We start from the raw sequence: 21,430 nt of genomic DNA, 5'->3' as shown, positions 1-21,430 counted from the left end.
TTTAACTAATCTAAAGGATAAGAACAAACGCTTTCCCCTTTTGCTTAAGTTTCATCTAGAATAAAGTTTTCCCATTTTCAGGATTTATAGCCACGTGGAATATGTTGATCGGCATCAAGGCGGTGAACGCACAATTTTAGTGAGTGTTTCTGTACAATTATTAGATGATCTGGATGCCGAAGAGTTTGCTCTACTTGCACAGTCTGCTGGTGCAGATATCCTTGAACATATTAAAGTTCAGCGAAATAAGCCCAATCCTAAATTTTTTATTGGCTCAGGAAAAGTCGAAGAAATTGCCGAGCGAGTTCAGGAATTAGAAGCAAGTCTGGTGATTTTTGACCATGCCTTGTCACCCGCTCAAGAACGAAATTTAGAAAGAATATTAAAATGCCGAGTTATTGACCGTACAGGATTAATTTTAGATATTTTTGCGCTGCGTGCTCGTACGCATGAAGGTAAATTACAAGTCGAACTTGCTCAGCTTAAGCATTTATCTACGCGTCTTATTCGTGGTTGGTCTGCCGACTTTGAACAGCAAAAAGGTGGTATTGGCTTACGTGGTCCTGGTGAAACACAACTGGAAACAGATCGTCGCCTCATTCGTGTCCGTATTGCCCAATTAAAAGATAAATTAGAAAAAGTACATCAAACCCGTATACAAGGGCGTGCTGCAAGACAAAAGGCAGCCATTCCAACTGTGTCACTCGTTGGTTATACCAATGCTGGAAAATCAACTCTATTTAATATTTTAGCGAAAAGTGATGTCTACGCAGCCGACCAACTCTTTGCGACACTCGATCCGACATTACGCCGTTTAGAATGGGATGGTATCGGTACTGTCGTGTTAGCAGATACAGTAGGTTTTGTACGAAACTTACAGCATGATTTGGTTGAATCATTCAAGGCAACACTTGAAGAAACACTAGAAGCCACACTTTTATTGCATGTAATTGATAGTAATAGCCACGACATGCTTGATCAAATTGAAGCAGTTGAAGGTGTATTAAAAGAAATTGGTGCAGATGCTCCAGTACTTCGGGTGTACAACAAAATTGACCTGAGTGGTGAAGAGGCCAAAATTATTTATGCCGAGCCACATGTCCCAGATCGAGTTTATGTTTCAGCTCATGCTGGCCTTGGTCTAGAATTACTTCAACAAGCAGTACAAGAATGTTTAATGGGCCAAATTCAACATTTTTCACTGACTCTTAAACCGGCTTATGGCAAATTTCGCACCCAACTTTATGCCTTAAATGTGATTGAGTCTGAACATTATGATGATGCAGGCTTATTACATATTGATGTGAAGATTGCACCACATAAGCTAGAAAAGCTTATTCGCCAAGCAAAACTGCCCTTGGAAGAAATCTTGGGAGAACGTGCTAGTCAATTTAGCCGTCCCTTGGAAGAGTTTGAAATCAAGGGTCAGATCAGTTAAAACTTGATAAGTAAACTTTTAGAGATAAAAAATATGGATAAGATCAGAAGTATAGACTGGACAGCATGGGTAGTAACTTTACTGCTCATTATTGGTTTTCGTGAAGGCTCTGTCATCGTCATGCGTGCTTTTGGTCATCCAGAATTAGGTAATCTGGTCGGCTTAATCAGCTTACTCACTATTTTGATTCTCTGGAGAAAGTTCAAAAAAATCCCTCTTCGGATAGTCGATACCAATAATAAAATTATGAAAGAAAGTGGATTTGCTTTTTTACCCGTTTGTGCTGGCTCCTTAATTATGTTGGTGCATATGGGTAAAGAAATTCCATTATTCCTTTTTGTTTTAGTGGTCAGTACCCTTATACCTTTGTGGGTCTATGCAAAAATGGCAAAACGTTGGCTATAAGGAGAATAAAATGTTTACGATTTTCTATGGTTTTTTAATCACATTAATTGGTTATCTGTGTGCAAAACCTTTGAACCGACGTTTTCCACAAGTTCCACTTTTAGTTTTCGGCATGTTCATTGTGATTGGGTTACTTTCAGTTTTACAAGTCCCTTATGAACAATATCGTCTTTATGTAAATGAGTTATTTAGCCATTTATTGGGGTATGTGACTGTAGCCTTAGCCATTCCTTTAGCTGCAATGCGTTACGATGACCTTCCAATTAAATCAGTGATTGGTATTTTACTTTTTGCAAGTATAAGCGCGGTTGCTTTGCCTATGGGCCTCGCTTATTTGTTGCATATGTCGGAACCTACCATTCTTGCATTTGCAACACGTGCAGTAACTACCCCAATTGCCCTAAATATCGCAACGTTATTGCATGCTCCTGAAACGCTGGTGACCCTTATTGTTATTTTATCTGGTGTTATTGGAGCGGCATTTTCACCATTTTTACTTAAGCATATTCATGATGAAAGAGCATCAGGCTTAGCCTTAGGTTTAGCTGCGCATGCCATAGGAACAGCTCAAGCTTGGCAGCGCGGACCAGTTGCGGGTCGCTACGCTGCATTTGGTATGGCTTTGAACGGCGTATTTACTGCAATTTGGCTACCTACATTAATGTTGTCACTCGGAACACCATAATTAATAAGTCTATTAAATAAACATTGAACGGTATATAAATTCGAAATAAGATGACCTTTCAATGTTAAAAGGATTTTTAATGATGGGGAAAATTTTTATTGGAGCTTTGCTCTTACTGGGGATTAATACTGCTACATTTGCAGCAGACATTACAGGTCTTTGGCAAACGATTGATGATAAGACTGGTGCGCCCAAAGCACAGGTAGAAATACGAAAAGAAGCAAATGGGACATATGCTGGAAAGATTATCAAAGTTACACCACGTCCAGGTTATACGCCTAAAGAAATTTGTGATAACTGCCCTGCGCCATATACCAATAAACCTATTTTAGGTTTGGATATTGCAACTGGCTTAAAAAAGACAGATGAGCTTAATTATACAGGTGGGAAAATTTTAGATCCGAATACGGGCAAAGTTTATGGGCTTAAAGCAAAACTTAGCGCAACTGGTAAACGTCTTCATATGCGTGGATATCTTGGCGTTTCAGCATTAGGCCGAAACCAAATTTGGTTACGCTTAGAATAAAATTTAAAAATAAAAAAAGCCGCTTATGCGGCTTTTTTATTTTAACTTAGGTACAACCCTCATCTTGCGCTCGTGAAAAGCATTGCTTTCCCTATACTTGCACAGGATTTTCGACAGCAAAGATTTCTTTATCTTCAAGGCGATAAGCCATTAATTTTCGGCCCCAAACACAGCCGCCATCAATATTCTGGGTTTGCTCATTAATACTTCTACCTTCTAGCGCAGCCCAATGACCAAAAATAATCTGATGAGTCTGAGCAGCTTTACTTGAAAATTCGAACCAAGGTAAATAGCCTTCTGGCATTGGCGCATCCAGAGCATCTTTAAAACTGAACTCTAAAGCCCCTTCTGCATTGGTTAAACGCATGCGGGTCAAATAATTGGTAATACAACGTAACCGCGCAGAACCCGTTAAGTTGTCTTCCCACAAATCTGGTTTTGAGCCATACATTTCTGCTAAAAAAGCATCCAATACAGTTAAATCTTCGTTTGCGAGTACCGCTTCAACTTCTTTTGCCAAAGTAGCAGTTTTTTGTGCATCCCAAATACAAGGTATGCCTGCATGAGTAAGAATTGTGTGCTCGTTTGGAAATAAACATAATGGCTGTTTACGCAACCAGTCAATTAACTCATCGCCATCAATTGCATCAATAACATCCTGCGTGCGATCTTTTTCTTTAATCTCTTTTAAACCACGCGCGCCAGCAATTAAAGTCAGATCATGATTTCCAAGAACCGTTGCGGCAGCGCCACGATCAGCAAGTTTTTTAACAAAACGTAAGGCACCCACTGAGTTTTCGCCACGAGCGACCAAATCACCCGCAAACCATAAAAAATCTTGGTCTGGATCAAAACGTATTTCTTTAAGTAAGGCTTTCAGAGCTTCGAAACACCCTTGTACATCGCCAATCACATAATTAAAACGTTTAGTCATTTATGTCACCATTTGATCGGCTAAAGCAACAAATTGAGTCAATGTTAAAGTTTCTGGGCGAGCCATCGGATCAACGCCTGCTTTTTCAAAGCCATCTTCAGCGATCATACCTTTAAGGCTATTTCTTAGTGTTTTACGGCGTTGGGTAAATACATGACCAACTAAGCGAGCTAAAGCTTTTTCATCTTTTGCAACAATTGGTTTTTGTTCATATGGAACAAGGCGGAAAACAGCACTCGTTACTTTAGGGGGTGGGTTAAATGCACCAGCTGGCACTTCAAATAAAAAGGTAGGTTGGCAATAATACTGAATCATTACCGACAAGCGCCCATATTCTTTTGTGTTTGGTTCGGCAGTAATACGGTCAACCACCTCTTTTTGGAGCATAAAGTGCATGTCTTTAACTTTACTGCCAAATTCCAAGAGATGAAAAAGTAATGGGGTTGAAATGTTATAAGGTAAATTACCAACCACACGTAATGGTCGACCATCTTTTACCAGTTCGCTAAAATCATATTTTAATGCATCAGCTTCTATAATCGTTAAACGTTCAGGATGTGGAACGCGTTCTGGTAAGCCTGCAGCTAAATCACGATCTAGCTCAACAACTGTTAATGCATCACACTCTCCAATTAAAGGAGAAGTTAAAGCAGCCAAACCAGGTCCAATTTCGACAACATTTTCACCTGCACGCGGATTCACCGAGCGCACGATTTTGGCAATGACTCGCTGATCATGTAAGAAGTTTTGACCAAAACGTTTACGAGCTTTATGCCCTTCATCTTTCGGGTTTAGGGCATTAATTTGATACATAGAACATTTCCAACATGAAAAATTTAGCTCGCTGCCAAAGATAAAGCTAAATCGACAGCGACATTTAAACTTGAGCTTTTTGCCAAACCGGTCCCGGCCAAAGACAATGCCGTGCCATGATCGACCGAAGTTCGGATGAACGGCAAACCCAATGTAATATTGATGGCCTCACCAAACCCTTGTGATTTTAACACAGGTAGACCTTGATCATGGTACATGGCAAGTACAGCATCGGCATTTTTAAGATGCTCAGGGGTAAATAAGGTATCAGCAGGCAAGCTTAGACTCATTTTAATTCCTTGCGCCCGATAAGTTTCGAGCACCGGATTAATGGTCTCAATCTCTTCGCGTCCCAAATAGCCATCTTCACCCGCATGAGGATTTAAGCCACACACTAATATGCGCGGATCTGTAATTTTAAATTTAGTTTTTAAATCATGTATTAAAATACCAATGACCTGATGCAAACGCTCTTTAGTAATTGCATCGGCAACATCTCTTAAGGGCAAATGTGTAGTCGCTAAGGCAACACGCAAAGTTTTGGTTGCAAGCATCATGACGACGCGCTCTACCCCTGCAAATTCTTGATAATATTCAGTGTGGCCACTAAACAAAATACCTGCATCATTAATGACCGACTTTTGCACAGGAGCAGTGGCTACACCCACACTTTTACCAGACATTGCATAATCAGCTGAACGGCGTAATTGTTCTAATACATAAGCCGCATTAGCTGAGTTTAATTGCCCATCAACAACCACCGTTTCTAAAGGTATATGCTCTATATAAAGTTCACCTGAAGACGACGATTCAGCTTGCCCCGTATATTCTAAAAATTGAATATCTATCCCAAGTTTTCGGGCACGTTGTTCTAATAAATTTCGGTCACCCAAAATAACAAGTGGGCGTTCATCAACTCGCTTAGCTAAGCTCAAGCAAATATCTGGACCAATACCAGCCGGCTCACCGGAAGTGACATATAAAGGCAGCACAATCACCCCAGACACATAACGAAAATTTGTTTGATTTTAACATATCCCGCATTCATCAGTTTATGGATTAAATTATATGGCTTAAACTGGATTTTTCTTGTGACTTTGAACAAACTCGTTTAGAATGCTCGCTCCTTTTGTTTGGACAGATTCCATAGTCCAAACCAACTATAATAGGTAGTGGTTTAATGAAAACTCTCAGCGCTAAGCCAGCTGAAGTTCAACATGACTGGTATGTTGTTGATGCTTCTGGCAAAACTTTAGGTCGCCTTGCGACTGAAATCGCTCGTCGTTTACGCGGTAAGCACAAGACTTCTTATACTCCTCACGTTGACACTGGCGATTACATCGTTGTGATTAATGCTGAACAAGTTCAAGTGACTGGTAAAAAAGCACTTGATAAGAAATATTATCGCCATACTGGTTTCCCTGGTGGTATCCGTGAGACTAACTTCGAGAAGTTAATTGCTCACAAGCCTGAAGCTGTTCTTGAAAAAGCAGTTAAAGGCATGTTACCAAAAGGTCCTCTTGGTTATGCAATGATCAAAAAAATGAAAGTGTACGCTGGTACTGAGCATCCGCATGCTGCTCAACAGCCACAAGTTTTGGACATCTAAGGGATACAGCACATGGCTACTAATTATGGTACAGGTCGCCGTAAGACCGCAACTGCACGTGTTTTCTTGTCAGCTGGTACAGGCAAACTCGTTATTAACAACCGTACTTTAGAGCAATATTTCGGTCGTGAAACTGCTCGTATGGTTGTTCGTCAACCTTTAGAACTTTTAGAAGTTACTGAAAAGTTTGACCTTTACATCACTGTTAAAGGTGGTGGTATTGGTGGTCAAGCTGGCGCGATCCGTCACGGTATTACTCGTGCGCTTATCGCTGCTGACGAAACTTTAAAACCTGTTCTTCGTCAAGCTGGTTTCGTTACTCGTGATGCTCGTGAAGTTGAACGTAAGAAACTTGGTTTACGTAAAGCTCGTAAGCGTCCTCAATTCTCTAAACGTTAATTCGTTTACCGAGTTGGACAAAAAGCCTTGGATTTTCCCAAGGCTTTTTTATTATGAAAATAGAACAATAAAATGCAAACTTATAAATATAAACAAAGTATCTCTTTAGAATCGTGATTTCCTACAGCATTTTTAGTATCCTAATCGATTCACTCAACCACGTCGTCTTGTGATATGTCGGTCGAAAATACCTCTATTCAGGGGATTACCCTTTACAGTCATGCTGATGATTTCCGTTCTCATTGGATTCGTTTTTTATTAGCAGAAAAGCAAATCAAATATCAATTGATCGTAACTGACCATGAAGACGAAGATTTAGCGAGCTTAAATCCTTATAACCAATTGCCTATGTTGGTCGAGCAAAATCTTAAATTATTTTCAGCGCCAATTATTGCTGAATATTTAGATGACCGTTATCGACAAGGAAAACTTTACGCAGATGCTCCAATGTTACGTGCAGAGCAACGTCAATATATATGGAGACTCGAAAACGACTGGTTTAAGCTAGCAGATCACATGTTAAAACATGAAGATTCTTTAAATATCGAACAAAAGCAAAAAGCTCAAAAAGAATTACGTGAAACATTAATTTCACTTACTCCTTTATTTCAGCATTTTCCTTATTTTATGTCTGAAAATTTTACAATCTTAGATTGTATGCTTGCCCCTATTTTCGTCAGGCTTAATAGCATGGGAATCGAGTTGCCAAAACAGCAATGCCGACCTATTCTTTTGTATTGTAAACGTATCTTTGAACGACCTTCTTTTGCTAAATCAATGACGCCCCAAGAGAAAAACCGTTACAATGAACAATTAAATATGGAATAGTATGATATGTCTGAGCAAACTATTGATTTAACCCCTACACGTCCTTATCTTGCTCGTGCAATCTATGAATGGATTTGTGATAACCAGCTTACTCCATATCTATTAGTTGATGCGACACAGCCACATACCGATGTGCCACAGCAATTTGTTAAAGATGGGCAAATTGTTTTAAATATAGTGCCTCATGCGGTTCATCAACTCCTTATTACAAATGAAGCTGTTACTTTTTCTGCCCGTTTTGGAGGCGCGTCTAAAAATATCTATGTCCCTATTCAAGCTGTTTTAGGTATTTATGCGCGTGAAAATGGACAAGGTTTGTTCTTTGATCCTGAAGAATATGCCAATGTAGCACCTGTAGAAAATACAGTAGAGTCAGAAGTAGAAGAAACAACTGAATCAACATCGACCAAGAAAAAACCATCACTAAGAATTTTAGATTAAATTTAGAGGAAGAAAGCATGGCATTTGATTTAGTCCAATACTTTGCTGAGCAGATAAAAATTCAAAAGCCTCAGCTTTTAAATCAATATCCAGTTAATGAAAAAAATAAGCTGATTGATGAAGTGAATATTCTTACGCTTGGAAAACTGATTAGTTTATGGCGTCAGAACGATAATAAAATTTACCATGAAATTAAAGCGGCAGATCCACTTTATATTCAGGAAGTTGCTCGCCATTTAACTACTTCTAAGCATAATCAATCAGCTTTAAAAAATGCAGAACTAGAACAGAGTATTTCTGAAATTTTAACCTTGCAGTTAGCAGAACTTAACCAGCTCGATGAAACAGGTGGTTTTGGGCATAATGGCTTAAAAGAATTAATTTTAGGTCAAGTAGAACATTTATCAGGTCAGGCAGAAGATTGGGTTTGGTCAACAAACCATCTAACAGAATTACTTGGTTCTAAACCTGTGGAACAAGAAGAGCTATCATTGGATACAACAATGAAGGAGTTCAACCAAATGGTTCACCAAGCCCAACCTCATCATGATGACTTGCATATTGAAGAACAAGCTGCTGAGATTTCTGTACCGACATGGTCAAAGATTATTGCCCCTGTGGTTGCTTTAGCAATTTTGGGCTATTTGTACTGTGCTTATACACAATTCATTGCTTAAAAATTTGTTTATGCAATCAACTAAAAGCCACCCATAACAGGTGGCTTTTTTATTAGATCAGAATACTAAATAACATTTGCCGTTTTTTAACTTGTTGCCCTTGTTGACCTAAAATATCTTCGACTACCCCGTCTACATCAGATCTAATCTGTTGCTGGATTTTCATAGCTTCAAGCACCAATAAGGTTTGCCCTTTCACGACCGAATCGCCTTTATTGACTAAGATATTGACCACAGCACCATCCATTGGTGCACGAATTTTACCATCACCAACCACATCAGCCGTTTCTGGAGCAGCATAAGTCACATTGCGAATCGTAATATTGCCATTGTCTCGATCTAAATAAAGCTGATCGCCATCTAATACATATTGAACACGGCGACGTACACCCTCAACTACATAAATCATTTGCTCAGCTGTCTTTTCAATTATTTCAATACAAATGGTTTGATCACAGAACTGTACCGTGAACGCGTTATTTTCAGATGAAAGTTGTAACTGAATTTGCTGATCGTCATATTTTAGTTTTAGAGGTAATGGAACACCAAGTCCAGTTTGCCACACCGCAGTACCTTTACTTTGGCTAAATAATGCCGCGGCAATAGCCAAGGTTTCTAAAGATAAAACCTGAGAATGTAAGCTGCTGTCATCTTGAAAATGCTGTTGAATAAATGCCGTATTGGTATCTCCAGCAACAACAACTGGATGACGTAGTAAATTAACCAAGAACTGTTTATTGCTGTTTACACCAAGCAAAACACAATCATCTACAGCACGAGCAAGTAAACGAATAGCATCTTCACGGGTTTTACCGTATGCAATTACCTTTGCCACCATCGGGTCATAGAAAGGGCTAACTTCATCTGTTGCCAACATGCCATGGTCAATTCGTACATGAGGTAAATTCGCAGGCTTCCAACGTAGAACTTGACCTGTTTGTGGCAAGAAATCTTGACGTGGGTCTTCGGCATACAAACGGACTTCAATTGCATGTCCATTTAAAGTCAACTCATGTTGTTGCAATGGCAACTGCTCACCATTGGAGACACGCAATTGCCATTCAACCAAATCTAACCCTGTAATAAGTTCAGTAACCGGATGCTCAACCTGCAAGCGAGTATTCATTTCTAGAAAATAGAATTCACCCGATGCATCAAGCAAGAACTCAACAGTTCCCGCGCCTACGTAAGCACATGCTTTGGCAGCCGCCACAGCAGCTTCGCCCATTTGCTGACGTAGTTCAGGAGTCATGACTGGACACGGTGCTTCTTCTACAACCTTTTGGTGACGGCGTTGAATCGAACAATCACGCTCGAACAAATACACATAATTGCCATGCGTATCACCAAAAACCTGAATTTCAACGTGACGCGGCGCAATCACTGCTTTTTCTAAAATCAGCTCACCTGAACCAAATGCATTTTCAGCTTCTGAACGTGCAGTTTGTAAAGCCTCTACAAGCTCGGAAGACTGCTGAACCAAACGCATACCACGGCCACCACCACCAGCAGAAGCTTTCACCATTATTGGAAAACCAATCTGCTCTGCCTGTACCGCTAAATATTCAAGGTCTTGACGATCTCCCTCGTAACCAGGCACGCAAGGTACCCCTGCTTCAATCATGGCAATTTTCGAAAGTCGCTTACTTCCCATCAACTCAATTGCAGAAGCTGTTGGACCGATAAAAGCAATCTGGTTATCGATACAGGCTTGGGCAAAATCGGTATTTTCTGACAAAAAGCCATAACCTGGGTGTACAGCATCAGCACCTGTTTTTTTGCAGGCTTCTATAATTTTGGTAATTGAAAGATAAGATTCAGATACTTTAGAAGCTCCTATATAAACTGCCTCATCAGCTTCTTGTACATGGCGAGCGTTACAGTCCGCATCAGAATAAACTGCCACCGTTTGATAGCCCATTGCCTTAGCAGTTTGCATGACCCGAACTGCTATTTCACCACGATTGGCAACTAGTACTTTTGAAAATTTCATTGTTTTTATCCTTATCTTTTATTGCTCATCGGCCCAATTCGGCAACCGTTTTTGAATAAAAGCCATCGTTCCCTCTTGCCCTTCAGCACCACCAACCGCTTGAGCAAACTGCTGTGCTGCGTCATCAAGCAAATGATTCAATGATTCATTAAGTGTTCGATGTAGTAATGCTTTAGTCACACGCGAAGCTTGTGGTGCTGCACGCTTAATTTGCTGGATTGTTTCTTGTAAGGCTTGCTCGAGTTCTATTTCATTATGAGCAATCTGATGGACTACTCCGACACTGAGCGCCGTATGTCCTTCAAAACGCATACCCAACAGAGCAAGTCGTCTAGCCTGAGTTAGACCAATACGCTTCACTACAAAAGGAGCAATCTGCGCAGGGATTATTCCTAGCCCAGTTTCAGGTAATCCAAACTGTGTATTGTCACGGCTAATGGCAACATCGGAAACACATACCAGACCAAATCCACCACCCAACACCGCACCTTCTAAAATCACCACAACTGTTTGTGGTGCAGCATCGATCTGCTCAAGCATGGCACCAAAACGGCGGTTAAAATCAGCATAAGGTTGTAGGCTACCGACATTGCTCGCTTCAATGCGTAAAGCAGCCATATCTTTAATGTCACCACCAGCGCAGAAAGTTCCTCCTTCACCACGGATGATGACCGCACGAATCGAAAGATCATCTTGAATAGCAGTAAAGACCTGTTGAATAGCATTAACCATATTCAAATTCATGGCATTACGGCTCTCTGGTCGATTTAACCAGAGGTATAAAATACTACCGTCCTGTTCTAACTGAATGCTGTCATCAATAGCTAAAGTTTGTAGTGAAACCGAAAGTGTCATTGCCTACTCCTTATTTTTGTTTTTTAGGCAAGATGTCCATGAGCTTACAAATAATCCCCAACATAATCTCATCGGCTCCACCACCAATAGACCCTAAGCGACCATCACGGTACAGCTGCGATGCTGGGTTATCCCACATAAAGCCATTCCCCCCCCAATATTGCAGACAGCTATCTGCTACTTCGCGGGTTAAACGTCCTGATTTTAGTTTTGCCATTGAAGCTAGCATCGTGACATCTTCACCAGCAATGTGTTTCTCACATGCTTGGTAGGTTAATGCTTTTAGTGCTTCCACTTCAGTCATGAGTTCAGCAAAGCGGAAATGGATATATTGATTATTGATGAGTGGCTGACCGAAAGTAGTACGATCTTTAGTATAGGCAATGGTCTTTTGAATTAACGTTTCCAACCCTCCAATGGAGTTGGCACATGCCCATAAACGCTCTTCTTGAAATTGCATCATTTGCATCATAAAGCCCATGCCTTCAACACCGACTAAATTACGCTGTGGTACACGCACGTTATCTAAATAGACTTCTGCTGTGGTGGTTGAACGCATTCCTAATTTATTGAGCGGTTCTGAAAAACTGATGCCTTTAGTTTTTGCCGGCACAATAATCATCGATTTATTAACGTGTGGTTTATCATCAGAAGTATTTGCTAACAAGCAGAAGAAGTCTGCTTGCAATGAGTTAGTAATCCACATTTTGCTGCCATTGATGACATAATCATCGCCGTCTTTTTTGGCTGTAGTTTTAATGGCTGCCACATCAGAACCTGCATGAACTTCGGACACTGCAATAGATGCCACGTATTCACCAGCAATCGCTGGTGTTAAAAACTCATCACGTAATTCTTTATGGCCAAAACGTGCCAAAGCAGGTGTTGCCATATCGGTTTGAACGCCAATGGCTAAAGGCACTCCACCACACGTCGCACGTCCAATTTCTTCAGCAACCACAAGGTTATAAGAATAATCTAAAGCTAAACCACCATTTTCTTCAGGCTTACAAATTCCTAATAAGCCAAGGTCACCCATCTTTTTAAATACATCATGAATCGGGAAACGGCCCGCCTCTTCCCATTCCGGAATATTCGGATTCAGCTCATTTTCAACAAATTGACGAGCTGTACGGCGTAATGCTTCATGTTCGGCAGTAAATTTCATTACATTCTTCCTGATAATTTTTTTAATTGCGGTAAAAGTTGTTTAAAAGCGAGACACCCCAAAACGGCTTGGATTCAATGTCCGCTGCTGTGCTTCATAAATGGTTTGTAAAAGGAAAATCAGTAATTTTCGGGTATCTCGTGGGTCAATAATGCCGTCATCATGCAACATAGCCGTATTGAAAAGCGCGGTAGACTGCTGCTCCAATTTTATGGCTGTACTTTGCTCCAGAAAATCGAGCATTTGAGGATTAGGCTCCTGACCAGATGCTTTTTGCTTACCTTCGGCCACAATACGTAAGACTTTTCCAGCCTGAGCAGCACCCATTACGGCAACATGCGAGTTCGGCCAAGCAAAAATAAAATCGGGTGATAAGCTTCGACCACACATCGCGTAGTTTCCTGCCCCATATGACCCAGCCACCACAATCGAAATTTTTGGCACAGTACAATTGGCAACAGCCTGAATTAATTTTGAACCATGTTTGATAATACCGTTTTGCTCTGCATCGGTACCCACCATAAAACCTGTGGTGTTATGCAAAAACAATAGTGGGCGCTGCGTCTGTTCGCACAGGTGAATAAACTGGGCTGTTTTCGCCGCACCTTGAGGAGTAATCGGACCATTATTGGTGATAATACCGATATGCAATCCGCCAATTTTTGCCCAGCCACAAACAGTTAAATCATCATATTCCTGCTTAAATTCTAGAAAGTCTGAATCATCAACAACTCGGGCAACCACCTCTTTCATATCAAATGGCTGTTTAGGATCATTCGGGATAACACCTAATAATTCATCGGCATCGTAACGAGGTTCTTTATAGACCGCATCAACTGGTTTGATTTGTTCTTTCCAGTTCAAATGCTCAAAAATTTCACGTGCAAGTCGAATCCCATCGGCATCATTTTCAGCCAAATATTCTGCGGTTCCGGCAACCTGCGCATGCATTTCTGCCCCGCCCAACTCTTCAGCTGTTGCCACTTCGCCAGTGGCAGCTAAAAGTAAAGGTGGACCTGCAAGTAACATCTCGGTTTGTTTACGTACCGCAATCACATAATCCGAAAGACCGGGTTGATAAGCACCACCCGCAGTTGCATTACCATGTACAACTGCAAGCTGCGGAATGCCTGCCGCTGAAAGACGTGCCTGATTGGCAAAGGTCATACCACCGTAGGTAAATACTTCTGCCGCATAATTTAAGTTAGCGCCACCACTTTCGGTTAGCGTAATCAACGGAAGTTTTTGTTCTAAGGCAATTTTTTGCAAACGTAAGGTTTTCTGTACACCCATGGGTGACATGGTGCCCCCCTTAATTGCACTATTACTTGCAGAGACGAGGCAACGCACACCACTCACAAAACCAATGCCAGCAATCACCCCGCCACCCGCTTCCGATCCGTCTTTATCATCATGCATGTTGTAGCCAACTAAACCACAAAGTTCGATGAAAGGAGAATCGGCATCTAGTAATAATCGCACACGCTCATGGGGTAAAATTTTACCTTTTTTATCGAACTTTGGTTTGGCAGCGTAAGATTTATCAATACTTTTTTGCTGAATTGTACGAATGTCTCTCAACTGAGCAAGTAGAGCATCTTTATTTTTTTGATATTGTTCGCTACCAGCAGCAATTTCGGATTGGAGAATGGTCATTATCATTCTCCCTCAGTCTTATCTTTTTTAAAAATTTCAGGGATAAATGCACGGTGGAAACCGTTATAAGATTCGCTATTTGTCGCATCGCTTAGCGGATACATTCGGGTTCCCTGCGATGCGGCACCATCAATACGTAAGGTCACACCGGAGACAAAAGCCGCAGCATCAGATAACAAATAGCAAATTGCTGATGAGACTTCCGACTCCGTTCCCATACGCTTTAAAGGCACATTGCCAGCAAGACTTGGAATAATCACCTTGGCAAAATCACCGCTATAATTGTCCATTCCAGATGAAACGATCCAACCCGGTGCTACAGCATTCACTCGAACACCAGATTTGCCCCACTCGACCGATGCTGTTTTGGTTAAGTTATCAACCCCCGAACGTGCAGCACCTGAATGCCCCATTCCTGGCATGCCGCCCCACATATCGGCAGTCATGTTGACAATACTGCCACCATATTTTGCCATCCATTGGTTATAAGCTTCACGCATTAAATAGAAAGTTGAATGCAGATTATTACGCACGACTGCATCAAAGCCGTTCGCAGAGATATTTTCTAATGCGGAAGGAAACTGACCGCCCGCGTTATTAACTAAACCATCAAGTTTGCCGAACTTCTCAATCACTTCAGCAATCATGTTCTTCACTTGTTCTTCTTCTCGGTTATCACACACAACAAAATGAACGAGTCCGCCATCTTCTGTAATTTCTTGGCTTACTTTTTCCAGTTTTTCAATTTTGCGTCCTGTAATTACGACTTGAGCCCCTAACGCGGCAAGCTCATGTGCAGTACAGCGACCAATTCCTGAACCACCACCGGTCACAATAATGACTTTATTGGTAAAGGCATCAGGTCTAAAAATTGATTGATAACTCATCTTTATTTCATCCATTCATTTTATTTTTCTAAAAGATTTGCCGGAACTTTTACAGGCATATCCAATAATTGTTGAGCAAATGCTTTGCCTTGTGGGTCAATACGCAGGCTTGCCACACCACCGCCCCCTAAGGCATTTTCCATCATAAAATTCAACGCATTTAAACCCGGTAACTCATAACGAATCACTCTTCCTTTCTCAGCATCCAAAACATGTTGCATATAGCTTGTAACAGCTTGCTCTGTGAGTGCTGCACGAACCCAAGGTAAGTATTCTGCTTTACGGGCGATCACCCCAATATTGCTATGATTGCCTTTATCACCACTACGAGCATGTGCAATTTCAATTAAAGGGACTTCTATTTCATCTCCCTGATAAATTGAACTTTCACCAGCTTCTAATGTATTAATTTGCTCTCTAGAAAAACCTTGAGAAACCTCAACTGGATAGCGCTGCCCATCAAAATCGACTTCGACATTGACCTGATTTTTATCAATTAAAAATGAAAATAGTTTAATCACTGGAGATGCTTTAGGCCGACCGCCAACAATACCAGCCAAAGCTGGAGCCATTCCTGTTGAAGCCTGTGCAATTTCAGATGCAAAGAACATACACGCTTCTTTAAACATGTGCTTTACAGCTATTTTCACTACAACTTCGCGGCTATTTAATGCTTGGGCATGTGCTCCATACGTACTTTCTATGCCTAAAATTTCAACAGAATTTTCACTAAAAGGAGGTACTGAACGCATGGCCAGCACACGCTCACATTTAGTTAAAATGGCATCCGCAATGACTTGCGCTTTTTGTGGTGCTTCACGCCCTGCGATTAGAAAACTGACTAAAACCCGATAGCCATCAGGATAAGTTGCACTCACTTTATATTGTGCTGTAGGTGCTTGCCCTGTTGCACCAGTCACATGCACTCGATGCTCACCGACTTGTTCTAGCCGCACCTGACTAAAATCAGCAATCACATCTGGTAATAAATAGGCTTGTGGATTGCCAATTTCATATACGATTTGTTCTGCAACTGTGGCGGTAGAAACTAGACCACCTGTACCTTGTGGTTTAGTGACCACAAATGAGCCGTCCTCACTGACTTCAACCACTGGAAAACCCATATTGTCGAAGCCTTGCACTAAGCGCCAATCAGTAAAATTACCGCCTGTACATTGAGCGCCACATTCAATCACGTGTCCTGCCAATGAGCCTTGCGCCAATTTGTCATAATCCTCTAAAGACCACTGGTATTCATGAAGCAAAGGTGCAAGAACCACAGCCGAATCTACAACACGACCCGTAATCACAATATCTGCGCCTAAATTTAAAGCATCACGAATGGCCACAGCACCTAAATAAGCATTACTACTCGCCACCTGATCAGGCAAAGGCTGGCTGCTAAACATTTCTTGAATATTTTGTTGTTTGAACTGTTCTTGCTTTGCTAAAAGATCATCACCTAAAACCACAGCAACTTTCAGGTTTAAACCATATTCACTAATTATTTTTTGTAAGGCATCCCGACAAGCAAGCGGATTTACCCCACCAGCATTACTAATCACCTTAATCTTTTTTTCTGCAATTTTTTTAATCAGAGGAGCCATTACTCGACTAACAAAGTCCAAAGCATAGCCATGTTTCGGCTCTACCATTTTCGCTTTTGCCATAATCGACATCGTAATTTCTGACAAATAATCAAAAACCAAATAATCAATATCAGTTAAATGCACTAATTGGAAAGCTGCTGTATTGGTATCGCCCCAAAATCCAGAGGCGCAACCTATTTTTACGACACGCTCATCATCCTTCTGATTATTTGCCATCTTATTTCTCATTGTTCTGTTTAAAAATTACACTCAACACTACCAAGCAAGCGCTTGGTTTGTAAAGAGCAAAATGTTATCTTGATGGTGACTAAATCTTCCAAACTCGACATAAGCCCTAAAAAATGTTGAGATTTAGCAAAATTTTTTAGTATTCATTTTTATTTAAAGGGTCAAACTGCACGCATGATTGCTACTTCAATTGAACATATTCCAAATATCTCTTGCTTTGATGACAGCCCACGGGGCCGTTTATTACAAGGTGCAGCGTACCTATTTCATAAGCAAGGCTATGACAAAACGACTGTGCGTGAACTGGCTCAATTTATTGGAATTCAATCGGGGAGTTTATTCCATCACTTCAAAAGTAAAGATGACATCCTTGCCCATGTGATGGAACAAACCATCACTTATAATCTTGCCCGTTTAAAGGATGCCGTAACCCAATCTCCAGATCCAGAGCAACAGTTACGGGCTCTCATTAAAGCAGAGCTTATCTCAATTACTGGAGATACAGGTGCTGCGATGGCTGTTTTGGTATATGAATGGTTTGCCCTTTCAAAAGAAAAACAAGATTACCTTTTGAAAATGCGTAATGAGTATGAACAAATTTGGTTAGATGTTATTGAAAAATTACGCACAAAGGGCAAGATAAAGCATGATGCCTTTATTTGGCGCCGATTAGTTGGTGGTGCGATTTCATGGACAGTGACTTGGTATAAATCTGAAGGAAAGGTCAAAATTGAGGAATTAACTGAAATGGTTTGGGAGATGGCATTGAAATGAGTTCAGTGTATTTACGTAAATCTCAAATGGATGACCTAGCAGAAGTTAAAATAGCATATGAAAATAGTGTGCAATTGCATCAACCTTGGGCTTATCCACCAGCCGACTTTCAACACTACCTAGCACAAGAACATCGCTATTTCGTTTGTCTAGAGAAAGACCATGCAATTGTAGGAACATTTAATATTTCTAACATTATCAGAGGTTATTTTCACTCGGCTTATTTAGGTTATGAAGTATTTCATCCCTATCAACGTCAAGGATATATGAAAGCAGGCCTGAAATTATTACTGAGTGAAGCATTCGAAAAACTAAACTTACATAGATTAGAAGCAAATATACAACCTGAAAACATTGCCTCAATTCGTCTTATTGCCAATGCAGGCTTTATCAAAGAGGGCTTTTCTCGACAATATCTTCGAGTAGGTGGAAAAGAGTGGAAAGATCATGAACGTTGGGCAATTTTAAACGAAACATGGAATGAAATCTCATAATATCTATATGAGGTAAGAATGAGATAAGGCAGCTTATTAAAAGCCACCTTATAAATAGACTTAATAACCCAATTGCTTGCTAATCAAATCTTTCATAATTTCTTCAGCGCCACCACCAATCATATTGACCTTCACTTCACGGTAAATACGTTCAGATTTAGTTCCACGCATAAAGCCCATACCACCCAATGTTTGCACAGCTGCATCTGCACAAAATTGCATCGTGCGTGTAGCAACATTTTTAAGCATTGAAATTTGAGCTACAAGCTCTGGCCCCTGTAACTTTGGTTGAGTCATTTTCCAAGCAGTTTCTTCAAGTAAAGCGCGCGTTGAAGTCAATTGTGTTGCCATATCCACCAACTTATGACGGACTACTTGATGATCAATTAATCGCTTACCAAATGTTTTACGTTGCTGGGCCCAATCTAAAGCCTCTTCATAACACACTAAGGCATAGCCATAAGCCACCACACCTAAGAAAAAACGCTCCATATTAAAGTTATTCATAATTACTTTAAAACCAGCATTTTCTTTACCAAGAAGATTTGATGCAGGCACTTTAACTTGGTCAAAATGCAAATGTGCTGTATCTGAAGCCCACCATCCCATTTTCTTTAAAGGCGTTTTAGTAATTCCTTTACTATGTGCATCAATTAACAACATTGAAATGCCTTCAGCACCAGATTTAGTCGGGTCTGTACGCACTGCAACGGTATAGTAATCTGCACGAATTCCCGATGTGATAAATGTCTTCTCACCAGAAACAATATAATAATCACCATCGCGAACAGCTTTAGTTTGTAATGCAGCAACATCTGAACCACCTTCTGGTTCAGTAATTGCTAAGGCAGAAATTTTTTCGCCGGAAATAATATTTGGGAGAACTTTTGCCTTTAACTCTTCACTACCAAAATGCTGAATTGGTGGTGCACCAATCGTATGCACCATCAACGAAATATGAACCCCACCTGAACCGGCCTTTGCCATCTCAATACCAGCCAGCAATGAATAGAATGGATCAGCATCTGGAATACCACCATATTCTTCAGAAAACCCTAATCCTAATAAACCAATCTCAGCAGCTTTTTTGTATAGTTCTCTCGGGAATGTCTCAGCTTCATCCCACTCATTAACGAAAGGTGCCATTTCTTTTTGTACAAATCGACGAACATTATCAGCAAAAGCAATGTGTTGTTCATTATAGTAAATTGGGTTGGGTTGCATTTTTAGAGAGGTCCTGATGTTTTTATTTAATTCCAGAGCATATCTTGTCATGTTTACTATCAATCAAAAGTTGCAAGAACCTCCAATTTCTTGGCAGAAAACATCAAATAAAATTCTTTTGTATTCAAATTTAAGATCAAACTCTTAAACAGCAGCGAAATCCACGAACTGCATAGTATGATTGTGCCCCATTATGATAAACAAAAACACGGCCATAACGCCGATCAGCGAAAAGTGCTCCATCTAATCGTCGAATCTCATCTGGAGTTGCAAGCCAACTTGATGTTTTAAGATCAAACTCGCTTAACTTTTGTAATTGATGATATTGTTCTTCTGTTAGAAGTTCGGCTCCCATTTCTCTAGCTACTTCTATTGCACTATTTTTAGGCGGGTGATCTTTTCTAGACTTTAAAGCTTCATGATCATAACAAAGACTTCTACGGCCTTTTGGTGTCTCAGGAGAGCAATCTATAAACAAATATTCATCACTCTGTTGGTCATAAGCCACTACATCAGGCTCTCCTCCCGTATTTTCCATTTCTTGCAATGACCACAGTTTGTTCGGCGATTGAATTAGTTTAGCTTGTACATGAGTCCAATCTATTTCTTTATGACGATGTGAATTCTTTTCAAATCTATCTTTTAGTAACTCAATCAGTGTTTCTATTTGCTTTGGAGCTAATTGCTTTTTAGTTACCACTGGAAAATCCTTATATTTATTAAGTTGAACGCCCATCAAAATCATTTATTTTTTTTAAATCTATGTCATCTATGCATCGAACATTAATAGCAAAGATAGAATTACCTTCTGCATCTGTACCTTGAGCATAAGGATGAATACCACAAATTTTACAGAAATGATGATTAATCACATGCTTATTAAAGGTGTAATTCGCTAAAATTTCGGGAGTTTCTAAAGTTATGTTAACTTGCTTACTTGGTAAGAACCAAAGTAAAGAACCTTTCTTTTGACATATGGAACAATTGCAAGATAAAACCTCTGACAACTCGCCTTCTGCTACAAATTTAATCTGGCCACAATGACAACTTCCCTTATATTCCATATTCTTTTCCTTTTATAATTCTTTATAACTTTTATAATACCCTTTCTAATAATTCATTTTTTTATCACTTTGTAGAGTTTAATTGCTTCTTTATTACATAGCCATATAAATTAAAAGAATGAATAAATATAATATTTTAGTACCTTACAATTAGTTCCAAAAATATTGACACCGTTTACATCTATTACCATTTTTAAAAGAGAACAAAGGTACCCCTAAGAACATGAACGCTAGAAAAGCTGATTTTTTCCCTTGTGTATAAGCTTCTATATCTTGAGCTCCACAATTAGGGCAGCACTCTTTATTCTCTCCAAACTTTCGTTCCAGTTCATTACTAAAATCCTTTTCAAGAAGAGACTTTGCTTCATCAACATAGTTTTGTGAGACTAATAGACGAACCCCACCTAAAGCATTGGAATAAAACCAATCCATATTAATAGTATGTTCATTTTCAATACGTGCAGGAATTCCAAAAGCCTCTAATTGAGTTTTTGCAATTTGCGCCTCATAAGAAAATGAGAATGTTTCAACCAAGATCCATTGCATAGTAGATTTTAAATTTTACAAATAAGTTTAGACTCATCCTATTTCATCATAAATTGAATTATATTTATAATCTTACCTATATTTTTAGATTAATTTTCACATAAAAAAACACCCCCAACATCAGTTGAGGGTGTTTTAGAATAATGAGCTGGCGATGACTTACTCTCACATGGGAA

Annotated in this window: 24 protein-coding genes; 11 read left to right on the top strand and 13 right to left on the bottom strand. The window is 40.0% G+C overall.

What is annotated here, in order from left to right; all coding sequences use genetic code 11:
• The first annotated feature begins 94 nt into the window (after positions 1 to 94).
• From hflX to KTH84_RS18750, 4 genes are all read left to right on the top strand, one after another.
• Entirely contained in the window at positions 95 to 1,438 is a 1,344-nt protein-coding gene (gene hflX / locus KTH84_RS18765) for a ribosome rescue GTPase HflX (RefSeq protein ID WP_262474739.1), read from the top strand.
• Between the two features lie 33 nt (positions 1,439 to 1,471).
• Positions 1,472 to 1,843, top strand: a complete 372-nt coding sequence (locus KTH84_RS18760) for a hypothetical protein (protein ID WP_042898326.1) — start codon at positions 1,472 to 1,474, stop codon at positions 1,841 to 1,843.
• A gap of 10 nt (positions 1,844 to 1,853) precedes the next feature.
• Positions 1,854 to 2,528: an LrgB family protein gene (locus KTH84_RS18755; RefSeq protein ID WP_042898325.1), complete on the top strand. Its 675-nt coding sequence runs from the start codon at positions 1,854 to 1,856 to the stop codon at positions 2,526 to 2,528.
• A gap of 82 nt (positions 2,529 to 2,610) precedes the next feature.
• Positions 2,611 to 3,054 carry a DUF2147 domain-containing protein gene (locus KTH84_RS18750; protein ID WP_133976143.1) on the top strand — a complete coding sequence of 148 codons (444 nt, stop codon included), beginning with the start codon at positions 2,611 to 2,613 and terminating at the stop codon, positions 3,052 to 3,054.
• Positions 3,055 to 3,145: 91 nt separating this feature from the next.
• Here the strand turns inward: KTH84_RS18750 and KTH84_RS18745 are convergent, their stop codons facing one another.
• From KTH84_RS18745 to pdxA, 3 genes are read right to left on the bottom strand one after another with little or no spacing between them, the layout of a single operon-like run.
• Positions 3,146 to 3,988, bottom strand: a complete 843-nt coding sequence (locus tag KTH84_RS18745) for a symmetrical bis(5'-nucleosyl)-tetraphosphatase (protein ID WP_262474736.1) — start codon at positions 3,986 to 3,988, stop codon at positions 3,146 to 3,148.
• Positions 3,989 to 4,801, bottom strand: coding sequence for a 16S rRNA (adenine(1518)-N(6)/adenine(1519)-N(6))-dimethyltransferase RsmA (rsmA, locus tag KTH84_RS18740; RefSeq protein WP_262474734.1), 813 nt, complete (start codon positions 4,799 to 4,801; stop codon positions 3,989 to 3,991).
• Positions 4,802 to 4,824: 23 nt separating this feature from the next.
• Positions 4,825 to 5,808: a 4-hydroxythreonine-4-phosphate dehydrogenase PdxA gene (gene pdxA / locus KTH84_RS18735; RefSeq protein ID WP_262474733.1), complete on the bottom strand. Its 984-nt coding sequence runs from the start codon at positions 5,806 to 5,808 to the stop codon at positions 4,825 to 4,827.
• 173 nt (positions 5,809 to 5,981) lie between these two features.
• On the opposite strand from pdxA, the gene rplM reads away from it, so the two are divergent.
• The 5 genes from rplM (at position 5,982) to KTH84_RS18710 (ending at position 8,755) form a co-directional block, all read left to right on the top strand.
• The gene (gene rplM, locus KTH84_RS18730; protein WP_003656097.1) at positions 5,982 to 6,410 is read left to right on the top strand and encodes a 50S ribosomal protein L13; all 429 of its coding nucleotides are present in this window, start codon (positions 5,982 to 5,984) and stop codon (positions 6,408 to 6,410) included.
• Between the two features lie 12 nt (positions 6,411 to 6,422).
• A complete protein-coding gene (rpsI, locus tag KTH84_RS18725; protein WP_002048725.1) occupies positions 6,423 to 6,809 on the top strand; it encodes a 30S ribosomal protein S9 in 387 nt (128 codons plus the stop codon).
• A 174-nt stretch (positions 6,810 to 6,983) separates the two neighbouring features.
• Positions 6,984 to 7,637: a glutathione S-transferase N-terminal domain-containing protein gene (locus KTH84_RS18720; protein WP_075431053.1), complete on the top strand. Its 654-nt coding sequence runs from the start codon at positions 6,984 to 6,986 to the stop codon at positions 7,635 to 7,637.
• A gap of 6 nt (positions 7,638 to 7,643) precedes the next feature.
• Complete coding sequence (locus tag KTH84_RS18715; protein WP_133971713.1) at positions 7,644 to 8,078, top strand: ClpXP protease specificity-enhancing factor; 435 nt, start codon at positions 7,644 to 7,646, stop codon at positions 8,076 to 8,078.
• 17 nt (positions 8,079 to 8,095) lie between these two features.
• Positions 8,096 to 8,755, top strand: coding sequence for a hypothetical protein (locus KTH84_RS18710; RefSeq protein WP_042898320.1), 660 nt, complete (start codon positions 8,096 to 8,098; stop codon positions 8,753 to 8,755).
• 52 nt (positions 8,756 to 8,807) lie between these two features.
• Here KTH84_RS18710 and KTH84_RS18705 read toward each other — a convergent pair whose 3' ends face one another.
• The 6 genes from KTH84_RS18705 to KTH84_RS18680 are packed head-to-tail and all read right to left on the bottom strand — an operon-like array spanning position 8,808 to position 17,140.
• Positions 8,808 to 10,748: an acetyl/propionyl/methylcrotonyl-CoA carboxylase subunit alpha gene (locus tag KTH84_RS18705; protein ID WP_262474731.1), complete on the bottom strand. Its 1,941-nt coding sequence runs from the start codon at positions 10,746 to 10,748 to the stop codon at positions 8,808 to 8,810.
• A gap of 18 nt (positions 10,749 to 10,766) precedes the next feature.
• Positions 10,767 to 11,603 carry an enoyl-CoA hydratase/isomerase family protein gene (locus KTH84_RS18700; protein ID WP_262474730.1) on the bottom strand — a complete coding sequence of 279 codons (837 nt, stop codon included), beginning with the start codon at positions 11,601 to 11,603 and terminating at the stop codon, positions 10,767 to 10,769.
• Positions 11,604 to 11,613: 10 nt separating this feature from the next.
• Positions 11,614 to 12,771, bottom strand: a complete 1,158-nt coding sequence (locus KTH84_RS18695; RefSeq protein WP_202743931.1) for an acyl-CoA dehydrogenase family protein — start codon at positions 12,769 to 12,771, stop codon at positions 11,614 to 11,616.
• Positions 12,772 to 12,813: 42 nt separating this feature from the next.
• Positions 12,814 to 14,427 (bottom strand): acyl-CoA carboxylase subunit beta, encoded by a 1,614-nt coding sequence (locus tag KTH84_RS18690; RefSeq protein ID WP_202743932.1) that lies wholly within the window; start codon positions 14,425 to 14,427, stop codon positions 12,814 to 12,816.
• A gap of 2 nt (positions 14,428 to 14,429) precedes the next feature.
• A complete protein-coding gene (locus KTH84_RS18685) occupies positions 14,430 to 15,314 on the bottom strand; it encodes an SDR family oxidoreductase (RefSeq protein ID WP_202743933.1) in 885 nt (294 codons plus the stop codon).
• Positions 15,315 to 15,334: 20 nt separating this feature from the next.
• A complete protein-coding gene (locus KTH84_RS18680; protein ID WP_262474727.1) occupies positions 15,335 to 17,140 on the bottom strand; it encodes an acyclic terpene utilization AtuA family protein in 1,806 nt (601 codons plus the stop codon).
• A 186-nt stretch (positions 17,141 to 17,326) separates the two neighbouring features.
• On the opposite strand from KTH84_RS18680, the gene KTH84_RS18675 reads away from it, so the two are divergent.
• A complete protein-coding gene (locus KTH84_RS18675; protein ID WP_262474725.1) occupies positions 17,327 to 17,926 on the top strand; it encodes a TetR/AcrR family transcriptional regulator in 600 nt (199 codons plus the stop codon).
• Complete coding sequence (locus KTH84_RS18670) at positions 17,923 to 18,420, top strand: GNAT family N-acetyltransferase (RefSeq protein ID WP_262474723.1); 498 nt, start codon at positions 17,923 to 17,925, stop codon at positions 18,418 to 18,420. The genes KTH84_RS18675 and KTH84_RS18670 overlap by 4 nt, the downstream gene beginning before the upstream one ends.
• A 60-nt stretch (positions 18,421 to 18,480) precedes the next feature.
• Here the strand turns inward: KTH84_RS18670 and KTH84_RS18665 are convergent, their stop codons facing one another.
• From KTH84_RS18665 to KTH84_RS18650, 4 genes are all read right to left on the bottom strand, one after another.
• On the bottom strand, positions 18,481 to 19,644 hold the full coding sequence (locus KTH84_RS18665) for an acyl-CoA dehydrogenase family protein (RefSeq protein ID WP_262474721.1): 1,164 nt from the start codon (positions 19,642 to 19,644) through the stop codon (positions 18,481 to 18,483).
• Positions 19,645 to 19,780: 136 nt separating this feature from the next.
• The gene (locus KTH84_RS18660) at positions 19,781 to 20,344 is read right to left on the bottom strand and encodes a DUF4256 domain-containing protein (protein ID WP_202743938.1); all 564 of its coding nucleotides are present in this window, start codon (positions 20,342 to 20,344) and stop codon (positions 19,781 to 19,783) included.
• A gap of 19 nt (positions 20,345 to 20,363) precedes the next feature.
• Complete coding sequence (locus KTH84_RS18655; RefSeq protein ID WP_262474719.1) at positions 20,364 to 20,708, bottom strand: GFA family protein; 345 nt, start codon at positions 20,706 to 20,708, stop codon at positions 20,364 to 20,366.
• A gap of 150 nt (positions 20,709 to 20,858) precedes the next feature.
• Entirely contained in the window at positions 20,859 to 21,254 is a 396-nt protein-coding gene (locus KTH84_RS18650) for a DUF2007 domain-containing protein (protein WP_133971694.1), read from the bottom strand.
• Between the last annotated feature and the right edge of the window lie 176 nt (positions 21,255 to 21,430).

It is taken from the genome of Acinetobacter sp. WU_MDCI_Abxb74, from assembly GCF_025513915.1.
GTDB classification, from domain to species: domain Bacteria; phylum Pseudomonadota; class Gammaproteobacteria; order Pseudomonadales; family Moraxellaceae; genus Acinetobacter; species Acinetobacter calcoaceticus_C.
This window is presented reverse-complemented; position numbering and strand designations above follow the sequence as displayed.